The sequence below is a fragment of the Cronobacter sp. EKM101R genome (assembly GCF_963888145.1).
Lineage (GTDB): Bacteria > Pseudomonadota > Gammaproteobacteria > Enterobacterales > Enterobacteriaceae > Cronobacter > Cronobacter turicensis.
The window spans coordinates 82,965-101,981 of the sequence record NZ_CAWPHW010000052.1 but is presented as its reverse complement, the minus strand read 5'-3'; the positions used below and the strand labels follow the sequence as shown (position 1 = coordinate 101,981).

Below are 19,017 nucleotides of genomic sequence, written 5' to 3'. Positions count from 1 at the left end.
TTAACGGCGCTCCAGGATCTCGAAACAATAGCTGTGTGAGTTCTTCTCATCGGCGTCATGGAATTCGCTGAACACCGACTGCCACTCGTCCGGCTCGTAATCCGGAAAATGGGTGTCGCCTTCCACTTCGGCATCGATATGGGTGAGATAAAGACGCTGCGCGCGCGGCAGGAACTGCTCGTAAACGCGACCGCCACCGATCACCATGACCTCTTCGGCATCGCCGCAGGCCTGTAACGCTTCCTCAACAGAGCGCACCCACACCACGCGGTCGTCGTCGCCCGGACGGCTGCTGAGCACGATATTTTTACGGCCCGGCAACGGGCGGCCGATCGATTCCCAGGTCAGACGACCCATGATAACCGGTTTGCTAAGCGTGTTACGTTTAAACCAGGCGAGATCGGCAGGGAGGTCCCACGGCATGGCGTTTTCCATACCAATCACGCGATCCACCGCTAAAGCCGCAATCAGACTGATCATTGATAATTTCCCAGATATAAAAAATTGCCGCCACTATACGGAAAGCGCAATCTTTAGTCGACTGGCGACCCGAACCAGGCAGAGAATTTTTTTTGTTCTGCTGTGCAGGGCACGATGCAGCTTTTTTCGCCGCTGCGTTATGCGACTGAAACCAAACGCGTTTCGTCTTTACACCGGCGTAAAGCCGCCGTGTCGCCTGCGGCGACAGATGTCAAAATGCGCTGAATGCTTTATAGTGCGCGCTTGTTGATGTGAGGATTGACCATGCTGGAAACCACCCTTTTCGTTGCCACCATTGCGGCGCTGGGCATGCTGTCGCCGGGCCCCGATTTCTTTCTGGTTATCAAAAACGCCGCGCGCTATCCGCGCAGCGCCGCGATGATGACGGCCGCCGGCGTTATCGCAGGCGTCGTGACGCACATGACTTACTGCGTGGCGGGTATCGCGGTGGTCATCACCACGACGCCCTGGCTTTTCGGCGCGCTGAAATATGTCGGCGCGGCGTATCTGGTCTGGCTTGGCATTAATGCGCTGCTGGCGCGTGGCACCACCAGCCTGGCGCTGGATGGCGTGGCGCAGGAGAGCACCTCGCTGAAAAAAGCGTTTATTCAGGGCTATCTCTGCAACCTGCTGAACCCTAAAGCCACGCTGTTCTTCCTGGCGATGTTCACTCAGGTGCTGAATGTGAATTCCGGCCTGATGGAAAAACTCTGGTACGCGGGCATTATCGTCGCCCTGACGCTGGTCTGGTGGCCGCTGCTGGTCTTGTTGATTCAGAGCCAGCCGGTGCGCCGCGGCCTGACCAAAGCGCAGAAGGTGATCGATAAACTGCTGGGCGGCATGCTGCTGGCGCTCGGCATCAAAGTGGCGCTGAGCTAACGCCGCGCCCTGCCTTCGCGCAAAAGAAAACGCCCCGGACGGGGCGTTTTTTTATGGCTGCGGTTTCACTTCCGGCTCGTCGGCGTCATCGCCGGTGTGCTTGCCCTCCTGTGTGCCCTGCCAGCCGTGGCGCTGGATCAACGACAGATGCGCGCGGTCTTCGCTGATGATTTCCGTCAGCATCGCGCTGGTGCGCTTGAAGGTGGCGGCGCGCGCCGTGGTATCGTTGTCGCCTTCGGCCATTTCGTCCACCATCTGCTGGTTGTAGCAGCGGAACAGGTCGGCGCGCTCGCGCGCTTCGTAACTCCCGATGCCCAGCTCTTCCAGCGCCATACGCCCTACACGCAGCGCGCCTTCGAACGTTTCACGCTCCGGCTGCACCACACCCGCCTGACGCAGGCGAATGTAGTGATCGACGTCGCGGGCGCGGGCAATAATCCGCACCTGCGGGAAGTGCGTCTGCACCAGCTCCGTCAGCTGTAAATTCGCCTGCGGATCGTCAATGGCGTTAATAAGCACTTCGGCTTTCGCCACCCCAGCCGATTCCAGCAAATCGACGCGGGTCGCGTCGCCGTAAAACACCTTCATGCCGAATTTGCGCAGCGTTTCGATGTGATCCGGATCGTGATCGAGAACCACCATCTTCACGCCGCTGGAGAGCAGCAAACGTCCGGCGATCTGCCCGAAGCGCCCAAAGCCCGCGATGATCACCCGCGGCTGCTCTTCATCAATTTCATCGGCTTCACGCGCCTGCTGCTGGCCCGCTTTCTCAAGGCGGGTTAACAACACCAGCAACAGCGGCGTCGCGGCCATCGAAAGCGCGACCGCGAGCGTCAGCGCCTTCGCCCATTCGGCATCCAGCACCTCGGCGCTGCGCGCCGCGCCGAAAATCACGAACGCGAATTCGCTCCCCTGCCCTAACAGCGCCGCAAACCAGCGCCGCTGGCGGCCCGGCACCTTCAGCGGTTTTGCGATAAGCCACAGCGTCACGGTTTTGATAATCAGAAAGCCGAACAGGAGCGTAAGCACGCGCAGCGGATGCGCCACCAGCGTACCGAAATCAATCGACATCCCGACGCCGATAAAAAAGAGACCCAGCAGCAGCCCTTTGAACGGCTCGATATCGCTCTCCAGCGCATGCCGGTATTCGGAGCTTGCCAGCAGCACGCCCGCCAGAAACGCGCCCATCGCCATCGACAGCCCGGCCTCTTCCAGCAGCAGCCCGAAGCCGAACACCAGAAACAGCGCCACGGCGCTGAAGACTTCGCGAAGTCCGGAGCGCGCCACAAAGCGCAGCGCCGGTCGCGCCACAAAACGTCCGAGCAACACCACCAGCGCCAGCGCGCCGACGACTTTCAGCGCCGAGAGGAAAAACGCGCTGGCGGTTGTCGCTTCGCCGCTCGCGGCCAGCAGCGGGATCATCGCCACCAGCGGGATCGCGGCGATATCCTGGAACAGCAGCACGGCAAAGGCGCTGCGCCCCATTTGCGACGCCGTCAGGTTACGCTCGTTCATCGCCTGCATGGCGATGGCCGTGGAGGAGAGCGCGAGCGTCAGGCCAATCAGCAGCGCCACCTGCCAGCGCAGCCCGAGCGCCACGCAAAAGCCGCCGAGCAGCAGGCCGCACGCGCCCATCTGCAATGCGCCGCCGCCGAAGACCGAGGCGCGCAGTTTCCACAGCCGCTGCGGATCGAGCTCAAGGCCAATCACAAACAGCATCAGCACCACGCCAATCTCCGCAAAATGCAGGATAGCCTGCGCGTCCGTCACCAACCGTAGTCCCCACGGGCCGATCAGCCCGCCTGCAATCAGATATCCCAGCACCGAGCCAAGCCCAAGACGCACCGCGACAGGCACAATCAGCGCGGCCGACCCGAGGTAGATCAGCGCCTGAATCAACGTATGACTATCCATGATGACGCTCCTGCCAGTCCGTTAAGCGTTTCTGATATTCCCGTGCTTTGCCTTCGAGCGTTTCGTCATCGCAGACAAAGGTGCGGTGCATCGCATAGGGCGCCAGCCAGTTCAGGCCGCAATAGAGCGCGGTCGCCTGTAAGGGCTGCGCGAGGACGTCGAAACCCGGATGGTCGCCAGTATCAAAATGGTGTTTATCGCCGCCGGTCGTCACGGCCCACAGCACGCTTTTCCCTCTGAGCGCCGTTCCGCCTTTGCCATAAGCCCAGCCGTGCGATAACACTTTGTCTATCCAGAGTTTGAAAAGCGGCGGCACGCTGTACCACTGCATCGGATGCTGCCAGACGATGAGTTCGGCTCGCGCCAGCGCCTCCTGCTCGGCGGGCACGTTGATGTTGAAATCGGGATAAAGCTGATAAAGCGAGCGTACTTCGACATCGTCCAGCCCCTGCACATGCTCCAGCATCCGCCGGTTGGCGTGGGAGTGATGCGGATAGGGGTGCGCATAAATAATTAAAATCATAACCTTGCCTGTGTCCTGCCCACCGTGGGAATGCAATGAGTGTAGCCAGTTAACGGGCGCGCTTACAGGGACAATCCGCAGGGGTATTGGGCGGTGATGAAAGTTAGCAGGTTTGCTACGGCTTACCGGCAGGCATAATGTGTCTTAATTGACGCTGGCACAGGACTGCCCCTATGAAAAAAACCGTTATTCCCCTTTTTGTATTTCTGCTCTCAGGTTGCCCCCTCGGGGATCGCGTTCCTTTTTTGCCTGCGGAGGTTAACCTCGTCGATGAACGGCTCTGCGTCGCCGTGGATGAAGAGATCGTGCCTGCGCCGGAAAAGATCCTGCGTGTCAGGGTATGGAGCTACGAGGCGCAAAAAGAGGTTTATATCAAGAACCTGGCATACAGCACGTTAATGCTGGACGCGCATCGCTGCGCGCAGGCGCTGGAGGGGTTTCACTTTGTCGAGGGCAAAACGTACAGCGTATCGGTGGATACGTCATCGCATCACTACGTCACACATGGATTTACAGTGTTGGCATCGGGCGGTGAGATAGCGATTGAGCACAAGCAATAAAACAAAAACGGATGCATCAGCATCCGTCTTTTAAGGCGTGAGGATAATTAACGCGGCGGTTAGTTATCCAGTTCGCTCATGGATTTCACCTGGTCGCGGTTAATCTGCTCAGTCTGTCCGGTCTGGGCGTTTTTATAAGAAACCAGCCCGGTATCGCTATCGACTTCCGGCTTGCCGTCGGTGACTACGGTCTTGCCATCGGTGGTTTTGACGGCCTGATTGGATGAACAGCCCGCCACGGTAAACAGTGTAGCGGCAGCAAAAATGGAGGTTATCAGTAGTTTCGATCGCATGGTGTTCTCCCCTGCTTTCAGTGTGTTTTAATGACTTACTTTATTATTTTAGATTAACTTACTGATAACAGATGGAAATACAGAAGGTTCTGAGGCCGGGCATCCTGAGACGCAGACGCCCGGCGGTCAGATGTTACTGCTTCAGCTCCAGAATGGAGCTCATCATGGTGTGATTCAGGTTGGTCATGACCTCAAAATAACGGGTCAATTCTTCACCGCCCGCTTTAGGGTTGCGCCATTTCTCGCGGTTCTGTTTGTCGAACGCTTTGAGCAGATCTTTTTGGTCGCCTGCCGATTCGGCGTGAATAAAGTCATTATAAATCTTGGTGGCTTCATTCAGGTTTTGCTGAAGCTCAGGCGACGTAAACTGCGCGGTGATGGCAGGCGGCTGATAACGCGACTCCGTGATACGCATATTTTCAGTGTATTCCACGGATGGCGAAAACTGATTGTTGTAATAGTCCTTAAACTCTTCGGTACGGAAAAGTTTGGTCTTGTAGTTATCCGCGGACGTCGATGACATCGATTCCGGGAAAGGTTCAGTCGGGTTCAGCTCCCACTCTTTCGTAAAATTATCGATAAACAGCCCGTTGCCCATATCTTCAAACGGGCCGGTCACGGTCTGCCCGTCAATCGTCAGGGTGTGAACATCGCCGTTTTCACTGGACGGTGTTACCCCTTCCGCCAGGTATTTTTGTATCACGTAGATGTAACGGGTACGGGTCGGGTTGATAAGACCGCTCACGCCCGAGCGAGGCATCGCGCTAAAGACGCTGAATTTTACCTTGTCGCCATTCTCAAGCGTCAGCGTATGCTGGCCCGCGTCCAGTTTGATCGTTTGTGATTGCTCTGCCGGCAGCGTGATTTTTTGATCGTCTACCGAAATCGCCAGCGGTTTATTTGTCGGGTTGTCAATCAGGAACTCTTTGCTGTCACCACCGCCAAAGCAGGCGGCTAATGTCAGACAGGCACCCAGAAGCAGGACTTTTTTTAACACGTGTTTCTCCTTAAACGTGAACCGGGAAGTCGGTAAACGAGACAGCCTGAAGGGTAACGGATGGTTACGCAGGAGTGAAAAACTAATTGGCTATTAAATTTAGGGGGGTGCCAATAAAAAAAGCCAGCTTACGCTGGCTTTGGGCTCACTCATGTCGTGTTACTTCGTGATTTGCGCGTGCATCTCCTGAACGGACGTCACCTTTTCGGTGGCGTCGGCGTTCAGCGCCATCGCGGTGGCGAAGCCGCCGTTCAGCGTGGTGTCGTAATGCACTTTGTACTGCAGCGCGCTGCGGCGAATCAGCTTAGAGTCTTCAATCGCCTGGCGGCCTGCGGTGGTGTTGATGATGTAGGTGTATTCGCCATTCTTGATACGGTCCTGAATGTGCGGACGGCCTTCATGCACTTTGTTCACCAGGCGCGGGTTAATGCCTGCCTCGCCCAGCACAATGGCGGTGCCGTGGGTCGCATCCAGCTCGAAGCCGTATTTCAGCAGCTTGGCGGCGAGATCCACCACGCGCTCTTTATCGCCTTCACGCACCGAGAGCAGCGCGCGGCCCTGTTTCTTCATGGTGGAGTTGCTGCCGAGCTGCGCTTTGGCGAACGCCTCTGCGAAGGTGCGGCCCACGCCCATGACTTCGCCGGTGGAGCGCATTTCCGGCCCCAGCAGCGGGTCGACGCCCGGGAATTTGTTGAACGGCAGCACCACTTCTTTCACCGAGTAGTACGGCGGGATGATCTCTTTGGTGACGCCCTGCTCGCTCAGCGTTTTGCCCGCCATGACGCGCGCCGCCACTTTCGCCAGCGGCACGCCGGTGGCTTTGGAGACGAACGGCACGGTACGCGCGGCGCGTGGGTTTACTTCAATCAGATACACTTCGTTATCTTTCACGGCGAACTGGACGTTCATCAGGCCGCGCACCTGGAGTTCAAAGGCCAGTTTCTGCACCTGCTGGCGCATTACGTCCTGAATCTCCTGGCTTAAGGTATACGCTGGCAGAGAGCACGCGGAGTCGCCGGAGTGCACGCCCGCCTGTTCGATGTGCTCCATAATGCCGCCAATCAGCACCATTTCGCCGTCGCAGATGGCGTCGACATCCACTTCGACGGCGTCATCCAGGAAGCGGTCCAGCAGCACCGGCGCGTCGTTGGAGACGCTGACCGCCGTCTGGAAGTAGCGACGCAGATCGACTTCGTCGTAGACGATTTCCATCGCGCGACCACCCAGTACGTAAGACGGGCGCACCACCAGCGGGTAGCCAATCTCTTTCGCTTTCTCAACGGCCATTTCAATCGCGGTTACGGTGGCGTTCGCCGGTTGCTTGAGCTTCAGGCGATCTACCGCCTGCTGGAAGCGCTCGCGGTCTTCCGCGCGGTCGATAGCGTCCGGGCTGGTGCCGATGACCGGCACGCCTGCCGCTTCCAGCGCGCGCGCCAGTTTCAGCGGGGTCTGGCCGCCGTACTGCACGATAACGCCTTTCGGTTTCTCGATACGCACGATTTCCAGCACATCTTCCAGCGTCACCGGCTCGAAGTAGAGACGGTCGGAGGTGTCGTAGTCGGTGGAGACGGTTTCCGGGTTGCAGTTGACCATAATGGTTTCGTAACCGTCTTCGCGCAGCGCGAGCGCGGCGTGTACGCAGCAGTAGTCGAACTCAATGCCCTGGCCGATACGGTTCGGCCCGCCGCCCAGCACCATGATTTTTTCGCGATCCTGGTTCGGGTTGGCTTCGCACTCTTCTTCATAGGTGGAGTACATGTAGGCGGTGTCGGTCGAGAACTCCGCCGCGCAGGTATCTACACGCTTGTAGACCGGGTGCAGCTTGTATTGCTCGCGCAGTTTACGGATTTCCGATTCGCTGACGCCCGCGAGTTTCGCGAGACGCGCATCCGCAAAGCCTTTACGTTTGAGCATACGCAGGAAATCGGCGCTGAGGCCGTTAATGCCTTGCTCGGCCACCTGCTCTTCGAGGCGCACCAGCTCTTCAATCTGCACCAGGAACCAGCGGTCGATATTGGTCAGGTTAAACACGCCGTCTACCGACAGACCGGCGCGGAAGGCATCGGCGATGTACCAGATACGCTCGGCGCCCGCGTCTTTCAGCTCGCGGCGGATTTTGGTCAGCGCTTCCGGGTCGTCAAGGCTCACTTTCGGGTCAAAACCGGTCGCGCCCACTTCCAGGCCGCGCAGCGCTTTCTGCATCGACTCCTGCTGGGTGCGGCCAATCGCCATCACTTCGCCCACCGATTTCATCTGGGTGGTCAGGCGGTCGTTGGCGCCGGCGAATTTCTCGAAGTTAAAGCGCGGGATTTTGGTGACCACGTAGTCGATGGACGGCTCGAACGACGCCGGGGTACGGCCGCCGGTGATGTCGTTCATCAGCTCATCAAGGGTGTAACCCACCGCCAGTTTCGCCGCCACTTTGGCAATCGGGAAGCCGGTCGCTTTGGAGGCCAGCGCCGAGGAGCGCGACACGCGCGGGTTCATTTCGATAACAATCAGACGGCCGTTTTTCGGGTTCACCGCAAACTGCACGTTGGAGCCGCCGGTTTCCACGCCGATTTCACGCAGCACCGCCATCGAGGCGTTACGCATGATTTGATATTCTTTGTCGGTCAGCGTCTGGGCAGGCGCGACGGTGATGGAGTCGCCGGTATGGATGCCCATGGCGTCGAAGTTTTCAATCGAGCAGACGATGATGCAGTTGTCGTTTTTATCACGCACCACTTCCATCTCGTACTCTTTCCAGCCGATCAGCGATTCATCAATCAGCAGCTCTTTGGTCGGCGAGAGATCCAGGCCGCGGGCGCAGATCTCTTCGAACTCTTCGCGGTTATACGCAATGCCGCCGCCGGTGCCGCCCATGGTGAACGACGGGCGAATAATGCACGGATAACCGACATCCGCCGCGACCGCCAGCGCTTCGTCCATATTGTGCGCGATGCCAGAGCGCGCGGTGTCGAGGCCGATTTTCTTCATCGCGACGTCAAAACGGCGGCGGTCTTCGGCTTTATCAATCGCATCGGCGGTCGCGCCAATCATGGTTACGCCGAACTCGGCCAGCACGCCCTGACGCTCCAGCTCCAGCGCGCAGTTAAGCGCCGTCTGGCCGCCCATGGTCGGCAGCACCGCATCCGGGCGCTCTTTTTCAATGATTTTACGCACCACTTCCCAGTGGATCGGCTCAATGTACGTTGCATCGGCCATCTCCGGGTCGGTCATGATCGTCGCCGGGTTGGAGTTCACCAGAATGACGCGGTAACCCTCTTCGCGCAGCGCTTTACACGCCTGGGCGCCGGAGTAGTCGAATTCGCACGCCTGGCCGATCACAATCGGGCCTGCGCCAAGAATCAGGATGCTTTTAATATCTGTACGTTTTGGCATTGCTCTCTTTCTCCCGATTATTTGGCGGTCTTACGATACTGCTCAATTAATTCGATAAAGTGGTCAAACAGCGGCGCGGCGTCATGCGGGCCGGGGCTCGCTTCAGGGTGCCCCTGGAAGCTGAAAGCCGGTTTATCGGTGCGGTGAATCCCCTGGAGCGTGTTATCGAACAGGGATTTATGGGTCACGCGCAGCGTTGACGGCATGGTCGCTTCATCCACCGCAAAACCGTGGTTCTGGGCGGTAATCATCACGCGGTTGTTGTCGATATCTTTCACCGGGTGGTTGCCGCCGTGGTGGCCGAACTTCATCTTCACGGTTTTCGCGCCGCTCGCGAGCGCCAGCAGTTGGTGGCCGAGACAGATGCCGAAGACCGGCACGTCGGTTTTAAGGAATTTCTGGATAGCGTCGATGGCGTAGTCGCACGGCGCCGGGTCGCCTGGGCCGTTGGAGAGGAACACGCCGTCCGGGTTCATTTTCAGGACGTCTTCGGCGGAGGTTTGCGCCGGAACAACCGTCAGGCGGCAGCCTCTGTCCACCAGCATGCGCAGGATGTTGCGCTTCACGCCGTAGTCATACGCCACCACGTGGTAAGGCAGCTCTTCTTCTTTTTTCGCTTCCGGCAGTTCGCCTGAAAGCGTCCAGCTGCCCTGCGTCCAGCTGTAGGCTTCGGTGGTGGTCACTTCTTTCGCCAGATCCATGCCGTTCAGGCCCGGGAAGGCTTTCGCTTTTTCCAGCGCCAGCGCGGCATCGACATTATCCCCTGCGATGATGCAACCGTTCTGAGCGCCCTTCTCACGCAGCAGACGCGTCAGCTTGCGGGTATCGATATCGGCAATCGCCACGATGTTATGGCGCTTCAGGTAAGAAGAGAGATCCTCGGTGTTGCGGTAGTTGCTGGCAATCAGCGGTAAATCGCGGATCACAAGGCCCTGAGCATGTACCTGGGAGGATTCAGCGTCAGCATCGTTGGTGCCGACATTACCAATATGAGGATAAGTGAGAGTGACAATCTGGCGGGAGTAGGAAGGATCAGTGAGGATTTCTTGATAACCGGTCATTGAAGTATTGAAAACGACTTCCCCTACTGCCGTACCTGTTGCCCCGATGGCCCGACCGTAGAATTGGGTTCCGTCTTCCAGAACCAACAGCGCTGACTTAATCAAAACGTCCTCCAGGGAATAAACAGTCAATTTATTTGCATATTAATTCAACCAGTATGGCTAAATCAACGCAAAAACGCCTGAACAGCGAATTTTTGGCAAACGGCGGCATTCTAGAGAGAACCCACAGGGAAGTCTACCTTAAAACGCACTTTTTATTGTTTTTTTGAGGGCTTTGATGAAAAGAGAAGAAATGACGGGTAAAAACCAAAGAAAACGAAGCGCAGAAAACGGTTGCTCACCGAGAAAAGTAAAAACGAATCATAACACAGCTTTTAAAACGGACCAAACGGTCAAAATTCACAAACCGTTAACGTAAAAATGCTAAAAAAGCCTGTATTTTGGCACTTTAAATAAGATTGACATTCAAAATCAGTAAAAACAAATAAATAAAAAAGGGCAATAAATTATTGCCCTTCCAATCAGAAACTTATGATTGTAATAACCACATCACGATGGGTAATAAAAATCATAACTCATTCAAATTAAGCACATCACGCATATCATAAAGCCCGGTTTCTCGCCCTTTTAACCATAAAGCAGACCGAATTGCGCCATTCGCAAACGTCATCCGGCTCGACGCTTTGTGCGTGATTTCGATGCGCTCGCCGATGTCGGTGAACATGGCGGTGTGTTCACCGACGATATCGCCCGCGCGTACCGTAGCAAAGCCAATGGTGCCGGGCACGCGCTCGCCTGTGTGGCCTTCACGCGCATAGACCGCGCAGCTTTGCAGATCTTTATTCAGGGCACCGGCAATCGCCTCGCCCATCGCGAGCGCCGTGCCGGAAGGCGCATCTACTTTATGACGGTGATGCGCTTCAATAATTTCGATATCGGTGTAATCGCCCATGACCTGCGCGGTTTTTTCGAGCAGTTTCAGCATCACATTCACCCCGACGCTAAAGTTGGCGGCAAAGACCACAGGGATCGCCGCGGCGGCTTCACGGATGGCCGCTTTGCCGGCATCGTCAAACCCGGTCGTGCCGATAACCATGCCTTTACCGTGCGCGCGGCAGAACGCCAGGTACGCTAAGGTGCCTTCAGGACGCGTAAAATCGATAAGTACGTCAAAGTCATCTTTCACCGCCTCAAGGCTGCTCTGGAGGGTTACGCCGGTCGCGCCTGCGCCCGCCAGTTCGCCCGCATCCGCGCCCAGCAGCGAGGAACCTTCGCGCACCAGCGCGGCGCCCAGCGCCACGCCGTCCATCGCGAGCGCCGCCTGAATTAACTGCCGTCCCATACGGCCATTCGCCCCCGCGATCGCGACGCGGACCTGTGCTTCTTGCATAGTTATACTCTTCAGATTGCTTAGAAATCGTTCTTAGGTTAACCAGCCAGCCCGCAGGCTGCCAGCTGAAAACATGGATAATTAGAAATTTATGACAAAACGGCGGGGATATCAGTAAAAGGCGTGGATCACCTGATATTTTTATGGTTATAGCGGGGTAATACGGCAGGCGCGCCGCCTGCCGCGACACTTAATCCGCCAGCTGATAAGCCACCAGCAACTGGCCTTTTTTCACTTTAATGCTGGTAAGCGTCACCTCGCCGACCTGCGACAACGATGCCACATGCGTCCCCCCGCAGCCGTAAACGGGCAGTTCGCCGAAGCGCACCTGCCGCCGCCCGTCAACGAAATCAACATAGCGCGGCAGATCGGCGGCGATCCAGGCGGCGATTGTCTCGCTTAACGCGTCGGCGTCAGGCGCGTCTGAAGCCTGCGCCGGGGCAAACGTAATTTTCCCTTCGCCGGGCCAGTGGTGCGCTTTCACCGGCTGCCAGCCGAGCTGCTCGCCCGCATAACCAATCAGATGGCCCGCAGAGTGCCAGCGGGTATGACGCTTGCGCAGCACATCATCAACCACAAGCGTGGCGGGGCCTGTTGCTACCGGCTGCGCCAGCAGATGAATGACCGTCTCGCCGCGGTTTTCCACGCGCAGCACCGGCGCGGCGTTTATCGTGCCGCTGTCAGAGGGCTGTCCGCCGCCCTGCGGGTGAAACAGCGTCGTATCCAGCTCCACTTCATAATCGCCCTGCGCGTTTTGCTCGCAGCGCAACACGTTCGCTTCGCCCTGTAGCGCGTCGCTCAGGTAGTACTCTCTGTGTGTCATCGTTGTCCTCCCGGTTCACCACACAGTATATTTATTATTTCCGCAGCGATAATCCTGCGCGGCGACAACGAACCTTTGCACCAGGCGCACAAATATGAATTTAGCCCTTCTGCCCGATATCGCGGTTTTTGTTCAGGTGGTGGAGTCCGGCAGCTTCTCCGCCGCCGCGCGCAAGCTCGGCAGCACACCCTCTTCCGTCAGCCGCAGCGTCTCCCGCCTGGAGCGCGAGCTGGGCTGCAAGCTGCTGGTTCGCACCACGCGCAAATTGCGCCTCAGCGAGGCAGGCAGCGGCGTGTTTCAGCGCGCCGCCAGCATGATGGACGCCGCCCGTGACGTGATGGCTCAGGGCGGTACCGCCTCACAGGCGCCGCAGGGGCGCGTCACGCTCGGCGTGCCGAAAGCGGTAGGCCGCTTTGTGATCCATCCGTTGATGGAAGCGTTTCTGGCGCGCTACCCGGAAGTGGATATCTGTCTGCGCCTGGAAGACCGGTATATGGATCTGATTGATGACGAGGTGGATCTGGCGCTACGCATTACCGATTCCCCCTCCCCTGGGCTATACGGTAAACCGCTGATGCAGATAGACCATCTGTTGTGCGCCACGCCGGACTATCTGGCGCGCCACGGCACGCCGGAAACGCCGCAGGCATTACGCCAGCACAGCTGCATCAGCCTTGGCGAAACGGCGGCGGATGCGCGCTGGAAGTTTCGTCGCGACGGGAAAAGCGTGGTGGTGCAGACGCACGGGCGATACGCCGCTAACCATACCGGCGTGCGTCTCGACGCCGTAAAGCGCCATCTGGGCATCGGCAGCCTGCCGCGCTTTACCGCCAGCGACGCGCTGGCGGCAGGCGAGATTGTTCAGGTGTTGCCGGAGTGGGAATTTATCAGCAGCTATTCCGGCAAGCTCTGGCTGCTGTGGTCGACAAGCCGCCATATGCCTCCCAAAATCCGGGCGCTCATCGACTACCTGACGGAAAAGCTCTGCTAAGGGGCCAGCATGAGCGTCTGCGCGACCCATTCGCGAAACGCGGCCACATCGATACCGAGCGCAACCTGCGCATTCGCCGGACGGTTTAACTTTCCTTCAATATCCACCACCGTGGCGCCCGCCGTGTAGTCGCCGCGCGTCTCTACCGCCACGAAACAGGGCCTGAGCGTGAACAGTTCAGGCTTAACCAGCCAGGCGATGGCGCAGAGATCGTGCATACGCAGGCCCGTCGTCATGCTGCCGCTGCGGTAGTGGCTGAAGAGCGCGTGCAGCATTTTCCCGGTGCGGTTAAGCTTGGGCAGCGCGGCGAGATAATCCGGCGTGAGCACCGCCTGGTTGGTGACATCCAGCCCGCACATCACTATCTCAATGCCGCTGTCAAACACCCGCGCGGCGGCTTCCGGATCGATGGCGATATTAAACTCGGCGTTGGGGGTAAAGTTGCCGCGCCCTGAAGAGCCGCCCATCATCATCAGCCGTTTGATTTTCGCTTTACACGCCGGGTAGTGCGTCAGCAGCAGCGCGATATTGGTCAGCGGCCCGATGGTGACGAGCGTCAGCGGCTCCGTGGCGGTCATCAGGCGTTCGTAAATGGCCTGAAACGCCGGAACGTCGAGCGTCAGCCGGTCATGTTCGACAAACGTGTAGCCTTCCATTCCCGATTCGCCGTGCACCGACGCGGCATCGCGCAGCGGGCGCGCCAGCGGCGTGGCGGCGCCCTGCGCCACCGGCACGTCAGCGTTCCAGAAATGCAACAGTTGCAGCGCGTTGCGGGTGGTTTTCTCCACGGACACATTCCCTGCGACAGTGGTGATGAGCTGTAAATCCAGCGCGGGCGAAAACAGCGCGGCGGCGATAGCCACGGCGTCGTCAATGCCAGGATCGGTGTCGAGAAGGATGGGAATGGCTTCCATAAGTGATTCTCCCTTATGCGTTTGTTAGCTATTTCGCTCGTGGTTGGCTTACTATGTAACACATCATCGTCTTCAAATTTAGCCGGGAATTGTCATGAAAGTTGTGCAGGCCAGTGTTTCTGAATCCGTCACCCGGCATCTTGCCGGGCGCATTATGCGGGGCGAGCTGGCGGCGGGTCTGTCATTACCCGGCGAAAACGAGCTGGCGGCCGAATATAACGTTTCCCGTACTTCTATCCGTAATGCGCTGGCGACGCTTGCGGCCAAAGGGCTTATCGCTATTCAGGCTAAAAAACGCAGCACGGTTAACGCCCGGGAGCAGTGGAGCCTGCTTGACCTTGACGTGCTGGGCTGGCTCGCCGAAGGCAAAGTGGATGCACAACTGGTTGAACAGTTAATGCTCACGCGCCTTATTTTTGAACCCAGCGTGGCGGCCCTGGCGGCGATTAACGCCGACGCGCACGATCTGGCTGCCATGGAAGATGCGCTGGAGTTGATGCGCCGTGGGCAAACGGAAGCAGAAAAAGCGGCTTTTGAAGCCGGGGATATGGCTTTTCACCAGGCGCTGCTGCGTGCAACGCACAACCCGTTTTTGCTCGCGCTTGGCAATGCGTTGAGCGCCGCGATGATGCTCTCCTTTCGCCAGACGCTGGAAGCCGATGTGCGACTCACCCACACGGCCATTGATGAACACTTCCGCCTGTTTGAAGCCATTCGTCTGCGACAGGTCGATGACGCCAGGGCCTGCATGCGCACTATCCTGCTAAATGCCGCCGGGAAAAGCATCTGGCAGGAACGCCCCGCTTTCGTCGATCGCATTCTCTGATTTCTTCGATCCTCTTCTGACGTAATTCCGATCCCCCTCACAGATTGTGGTTATTTTTTGCTCCATCCTTCTTGTATTACAAGATTATAGAGTTTGTACTACATTATGAGCAGATACTGGATCGCCATCGACTGGGGCACGACCAACTTTCGCGCCTTTCTCCTTGATAAGCAGAATGTTATTGCCAGGTCCTTTCACGACTGCGGTTTATTGTCCGTAGAGAAAAACGCCTTTGCCACCACGTCGCTACGCCACCTGGCGCAATGGCTTCAGGATTATGGCGCGTTGCCGGTTCTGATGGCTGGCATGGTGGGCTCGCGTCAGGGCTGGCAGGAAGTGCCGTATGTCGCCACGCCTGCCAGTACCGCGTCGCTGGCGGCGAAGGCGTTCCCGCTCGTCACGCCGTGGGGCGGTGCGACATGGATTATCCCCGGCGTCAGTTGCGTCAGCGCATTCGGCCTGCCTGACGTGATGCGGGGGGAAGAAGTGCAGTTGATGGGGCTTAATGCGCTGCATCCCGCGGCGCGCCATGCGGTCATTCTGCCCGGCACGCACAGTAAGCATGTTTTTATGCGTCAGGGCGCCATTACTCATTTCTCAACGTTTATGACCGGCGAACTGTTTTCAGTGCTGAGTGAGCACTCGCTGCTCGGGCGCGATCTGCCGCCGCAGCATGAGGATCGCCTTAGCTTTCTCGCGGGGGTGGAAAGCGCTGAGCAGAGCGCGCCATTCAGTCATCTGATTTTTTCTGCCCGCACGCGACGGCTGGCAGGCGACATCGCCCCGGAGCATGTCCATAGCTATCTTTCCGGCCTGCTGATTGGGTATGAGCTGGCCGCGATGCCTGGCACCGACGATATCTGGGTTGTGGGCTCCCCTTCGCTCACGGCCCGCTACCAGCTTGCCGCTCCGGCGTTTCATCTGACGTTACATGCCGCAGACGGCGACGCCTGCTTCCTTCGCGGTATGGCCGCCATCCGCGCCCTGCTTCGGGACACTCATCCATGACACCGACTGACTTTTATACCTGCTGGCAGCGGGAGACGCTGCCGCTTATCGCCATTCTGCGCGGGATCACGCCCGCCGACGCGCAGCCCGCGGCAGACATTCTGGTTAACGCGGGTTTTCACTGGCTTGAGGTTCCGCTTAACAGTCCTTCGGCGCTGACGTCCATCAGGCTGATGCGTGAGGCGGTGGGCGATAGCGCCAGAGTCGGCGCAGGGACGGTCCTGACGCCGGAACAGGTCGACCACGTGGCGAGATGCGGCGGACAGCTTATCGTCTCTCCCGACAGCTGCCCGGCGGTGATTCGCCGCACCCGCGAGCGGGGGCTGATAAGCCTTCCCGGCGTGATAACGCCCACCGAAGCCTTTAGCGCTATCGGCGCAGGCGCCAGCGCGCTGAAACTCTTTCCGGCAGAACAGATTACCCCGGCCATCGTGAAAGCCCTGCGCGCGGTACTGCCGCCACACCTCGTCTGTTTACCGGTAGGCGGCATTCAGCCTGATCCGACGCAGATGGGCGCTTATCGCCGGGCTGGCGCGGATGGCTTCGGGCTTGGGGGCGCGCTGTATCAGGCCGGGATGAGCCTGCACGATTTACGCCTGCGCGCTGGCGCGTTCCGGCAGGCCTGGCGCACCCTGGCAGACGCGTGATGACGTATTTTCTCGGCGATCCCGCCTCCATTGGCGCCTGGCGCGCCCGGCTCGGCGAAACCCCGGTGTGGTGCGATCGCAGCGCCTCGCTGCTGTGGGTCGATATTCTGGCAGGCAAACTGCTGCGCTACTGGCCGTCAACGCAGCGCCTCACGATTCGCGATATGCCCCGCTTCACCAGCGCGGTATTACTGACGACCCGGAGCGACCATTTTCTGGTCGTCAGCCAGACGGGCATAGGGGTGTATGACTACGCCCGGGCGCGCATGTCGCCCCTTCTGCCGTGGCCGGAAAGCGAAACCCACACCCGGCCGAACGACGCGGCTATCGCGCCCGACGGCGCGCTGTGGTTCAGCACGATGGAGCCGCAGGCAGCGCAGGCCATCGGCCGCTGGTACCGCCTGGAGCCCGGCGCTACCGCGCCTCAGCTTCTGCTGGCGCGCCAGTGGGTGCCCAATACCATGGTCTGGTATGAAGACGCGCAGTGGTTTGCCGATTCGCTGCGTCACCGTTTTTACCGCGCCGCGTTCAGGCCGCCTGAATTCACTCTTCTTCAGGAATATAAGGTCGAGGGCATTGCCGACGGCTCCGCTCTGAGCATGGATGGACATCTGATTAATGCCCGCTGGGGCGCGGGAAAACTGGTTTGTCACGCCCTGCGCGCCGGGACGATGCGGGAAGAAGAGTCCTTCACGCTGCCGGTACGACAACCGAGTAGTTGCGCCTTTGGCGGCGACACGCTCAGCGATCTCTACATCACGTCCGCCAGGGATGGCCTCGCGCATCCCGGCCCGCTTGATGGCGCACTGTTAATTCTAAAAACAACGTTGACCGGCCAGCCTGAAAACCGTTTTCGGCTGTGATTCTTTTCTGACACGGGACCGATTATGACGACTTCAACACACTCTCACATTTTGAACCGGCAGGCGTTTACCGTCTGCTTTCTCGCGGCGCTCGCCGGGTTGCTGTTTGGCCTCGACATGGGCGTTATCGCAGGCGCGCTACCGTTTCTCGCGCGAACATTCGACCTTAACAGCCACCAGCAGGAAATTGTGGTCAGCGTCATGATGTTCGGCGCGGCGCTGGGCGCGCTGTGCAGCGGCCCGATGTCCTCCTCGCTGGGCCGCCGCAGAAGCCTGTTGCTCGGCGCCACGCTGTTTGTCGTCGGCTCGCTCGGCTGCGCGGCGGCAGGGAATATGCAAATGCTGGCGATAGCGCGCTTTATTCTGGGTCTGGCGGTCGGCGTGGCCTCGTTCACGGCGCCGCTGTATCTCTCTGAAATCGCGCCGGAACGTATTCGCGGCAGCATGATTTCGCTGTATCAGCTGATGATCACTATCGGCATTCTGGCCGCGTTCGTTTCTGATACGGCCCTGAGCGGCGGCGGCCACTGGCGCTGGATGTTGGGCATTATCACCTTTCCGGCAGTGGTGCTGTTTATCGGCGTGCTGACGCTGCCGGAAAGCCCGCGCTGGCTGATGATGAAACGCCGTGATGCGCTGGCGGCGAGCGTGCTTAAACGGCTGCGTAACAGCGATAAAGACGCGCAGCACGAGCTAAACCAGATCCGTGAAAGCGTAAAAATAAAACAGCGCGGCTGGCAATTATTCCGTCACAACGCCCATTTTCGCCGCTCCACCGGCCTTGGCATTCTGTTGCAGTTTATGCAGCAGTTCACCGGCATGACGGTCATCATGTACTACGCGCCGAAAATCTTTGAAATCGCCGGATTCGCCACAACCCGACAGCAGATGTGGGGCACGGTCATCGCCGGGCTGACGAATGTGCTCGCCACCTTTATTGCGATTGGCCTTGTGGACCGTTGGGGCCGCAAGCCTGTCCTGAAACTGGGGTTCGCAGTGATGGCGGTTTGCATGGGCATTCTCGGCTTCATGTTTTACAGCGGGCTGCACAGCGCCGTCGGGCAATACCTTGCGGTGCTGATCCTGCTGCTTTTCATCACGGGTTTCGCCATGAGCGCCGGTCCGCTTATCTGGGTGTTGTGCTCGGAGATCCAGCCGCTGGCCGGGCGCGATTTCGGCGTCACCTGTTCCACGATGGCGAACTGGATAGCCAACATGATTATCGGCGCTTCTTTCCTGACGCTTATCGACACTATCGGTAGTCCGAACACCTTCTGGCTGTATGGCCTGCTCAATGTCGTGTGCATTGTTCTGACGCTGCTGTTTGTGCCGGAAACCAAAAATATCTCTCTGGAAGACATCGAGCGCAACCTGATGAACGGCGCGCCGCTGCGCCTTATTGGCCAGCCTGTTGCGTCTGATGCTCCCCGCGCTGCGACCGCGCGCTAAGTTGCTCTCCTG

At 58.6% G+C, this 19,017-nt stretch carries 18 protein-coding genes; 8 read left to right on the top strand and 10 right to left on the bottom strand.

What is annotated here, in order from left to right; translation table 11 throughout:
• Complete coding sequence (gene folA, locus AACV31_RS19665) at nt 1-480, bottom strand: type 3 dihydrofolate reductase (protein ID WP_165155890.1); 480 nt, start codon at nt 478-480, stop codon at nt 1-3.
• Nucleotides 481-744: 264 nt separating this feature from the next.
• Between folA and AACV31_RS19660 the strand changes: the two genes are divergently transcribed.
• Nucleotides 745-1,359 (top strand): LysE family transporter, encoded by a 615-nt coding sequence (locus tag AACV31_RS19660; protein WP_012815261.1) that lies wholly within the window; start codon nt 745-747, stop codon nt 1,357-1,359.
• A gap of 51 nt (nt 1,360-1,410) precedes the next feature.
• On the opposite strand, the gene kefC is transcribed toward AACV31_RS19660, so the two are convergent.
• Together kefC and kefF are read right to left on the bottom strand one after the other, a co-directional pair.
• The gene (kefC, locus tag AACV31_RS19655) at nt 1,411-3,273 is read right to left on the bottom strand and encodes a glutathione-regulated potassium-efflux system protein KefC (protein WP_165155888.1); all 1,863 of its coding nucleotides are present in this window, start codon (nt 3,271-3,273) and stop codon (nt 1,411-1,413) included.
• Nucleotides 3,266-3,796: a glutathione-regulated potassium-efflux system oxidoreductase KefF gene (kefF, locus tag AACV31_RS19650; RefSeq protein ID WP_105538880.1), complete on the bottom strand. Its 531-nt coding sequence runs from the start codon at nt 3,794-3,796 to the stop codon at nt 3,266-3,268. The genes kefC and kefF overlap by 8 nt, the downstream gene beginning before the upstream one ends.
• 173 nt (nt 3,797-3,969) lie before the next feature.
• Between kefF and AACV31_RS19645 the strand changes: the two genes are divergently transcribed.
• Nucleotides 3,970-4,356: a putative T6SS immunity periplasmic lipoprotein gene (locus tag AACV31_RS19645; RefSeq protein WP_165155886.1), complete on the top strand. Its 387-nt coding sequence runs from the start codon at nt 3,970-3,972 to the stop codon at nt 4,354-4,356.
• A 59-nt stretch (nt 4,357-4,415) separates the two neighbouring features.
• On the opposite strand, the gene AACV31_RS19640 is transcribed toward AACV31_RS19645, so the two are convergent.
• From AACV31_RS19640 to AACV31_RS19615, 6 genes are all read right to left on the bottom strand, one after another.
• Nucleotides 4,416-4,649, bottom strand: coding sequence for a YgdI/YgdR family lipoprotein (locus tag AACV31_RS19640; protein WP_007701022.1), 234 nt, complete (start codon nt 4,647-4,649; stop codon nt 4,416-4,418).
• Nucleotides 4,650-4,782: 133 nt separating this feature from the next.
• On the bottom strand, nt 4,783-5,646 hold the full coding sequence (locus AACV31_RS19635) for a hypothetical protein (RefSeq protein ID WP_165155884.1): 864 nt from the start codon (nt 5,644-5,646) through the stop codon (nt 4,783-4,785).
• Between the two features lie 159 nt (nt 5,647-5,805).
• The gene (gene carB, locus AACV31_RS19630) at nt 5,806-9,030 is read right to left on the bottom strand and encodes a carbamoyl-phosphate synthase large subunit (RefSeq protein WP_075197763.1); all 3,225 of its coding nucleotides are present in this window, start codon (nt 9,028-9,030) and stop codon (nt 5,806-5,808) included.
• Between the two features lie 17 nt (nt 9,031-9,047).
• Nucleotides 9,048-10,196: a glutamine-hydrolyzing carbamoyl-phosphate synthase small subunit gene (gene carA / locus AACV31_RS19625; RefSeq protein ID WP_165155882.1), complete on the bottom strand. Its 1,149-nt coding sequence runs from the start codon at nt 10,194-10,196 to the stop codon at nt 9,048-9,050.
• 466 nt (nt 10,197-10,662) lie between these two features.
• Nucleotides 10,663-11,484, bottom strand: a complete 822-nt coding sequence (dapB, locus tag AACV31_RS19620) for a 4-hydroxy-tetrahydrodipicolinate reductase (protein WP_165155871.1) — start codon at nt 11,482-11,484, stop codon at nt 10,663-10,665.
• Between the two features lie 190 nt (nt 11,485-11,674).
• Complete coding sequence (locus tag AACV31_RS19615; protein WP_165155869.1) at nt 11,675-12,307, bottom strand: alanyl-tRNA editing protein; 633 nt, start codon at nt 12,305-12,307, stop codon at nt 11,675-11,677.
• Between the two features lie 94 nt (nt 12,308-12,401).
• Between AACV31_RS19615 and AACV31_RS19610 the strand changes: the two genes are divergently transcribed.
• The gene (locus tag AACV31_RS19610) at nt 12,402-13,298 is read left to right on the top strand and encodes a LysR family transcriptional regulator (protein WP_165155867.1); all 897 of its coding nucleotides are present in this window, start codon (nt 12,402-12,404) and stop codon (nt 13,296-13,298) included.
• Here the strand turns inward: AACV31_RS19610 and rihC are convergent.
• Entirely contained in the window at nt 13,295-14,212 is a 918-nt protein-coding gene (gene rihC, locus AACV31_RS19605; RefSeq protein WP_165155865.1) for a ribonucleoside hydrolase RihC, read from the bottom strand. The two genes, AACV31_RS19610 and rihC, sit on opposite strands and share 4 nt — an antisense overlap.
• Before the next feature lie 94 nt (nt 14,213-14,306).
• Here rihC and AACV31_RS19600 point away from each other — a divergent pair, with 94 nt between their 5' ends.
• The 5 genes from AACV31_RS19600 (at nt 14,307) to AACV31_RS19580 (ending at nt 19,005) form a co-directional block, all read left to right on the top strand.
• Complete coding sequence (locus tag AACV31_RS19600; RefSeq protein ID WP_075197768.1) at nt 14,307-15,038, top strand: FadR/GntR family transcriptional regulator; 732 nt, start codon at nt 14,307-14,309, stop codon at nt 15,036-15,038.
• A gap of 105 nt (nt 15,039-15,143) precedes the next feature.
• Nucleotides 15,144-16,046, top strand: coding sequence for a 2-dehydro-3-deoxygalactonokinase (locus AACV31_RS19595; RefSeq protein WP_165155863.1), 903 nt, complete (start codon nt 15,144-15,146; stop codon nt 16,044-16,046).
• Complete coding sequence (locus AACV31_RS19590; protein WP_165155861.1) at nt 16,043-16,693, top strand: 2-dehydro-3-deoxy-6-phosphogalactonate aldolase; 651 nt, start codon at nt 16,043-16,045, stop codon at nt 16,691-16,693. The genes AACV31_RS19595 and AACV31_RS19590 overlap by 4 nt, the downstream gene beginning before the upstream one ends.
• Complete coding sequence (locus tag AACV31_RS19585) at nt 16,693-17,556, top strand: SMP-30/gluconolactonase/LRE family protein (RefSeq protein ID WP_255491290.1); 864 nt, start codon at nt 16,693-16,695, stop codon at nt 17,554-17,556. Before AACV31_RS19590 ends, AACV31_RS19585 begins: the two co-directional genes overlap by 1 nt.
• A gap of 24 nt (nt 17,557-17,580) precedes the next feature.
• Entirely contained in the window at nt 17,581-19,005 is a 1,425-nt protein-coding gene (locus AACV31_RS19580; RefSeq protein ID WP_165155857.1) for a sugar porter family MFS transporter, read from the top strand.
• Nucleotides 19,006-19,017 lie beyond the last annotated feature (12 nt).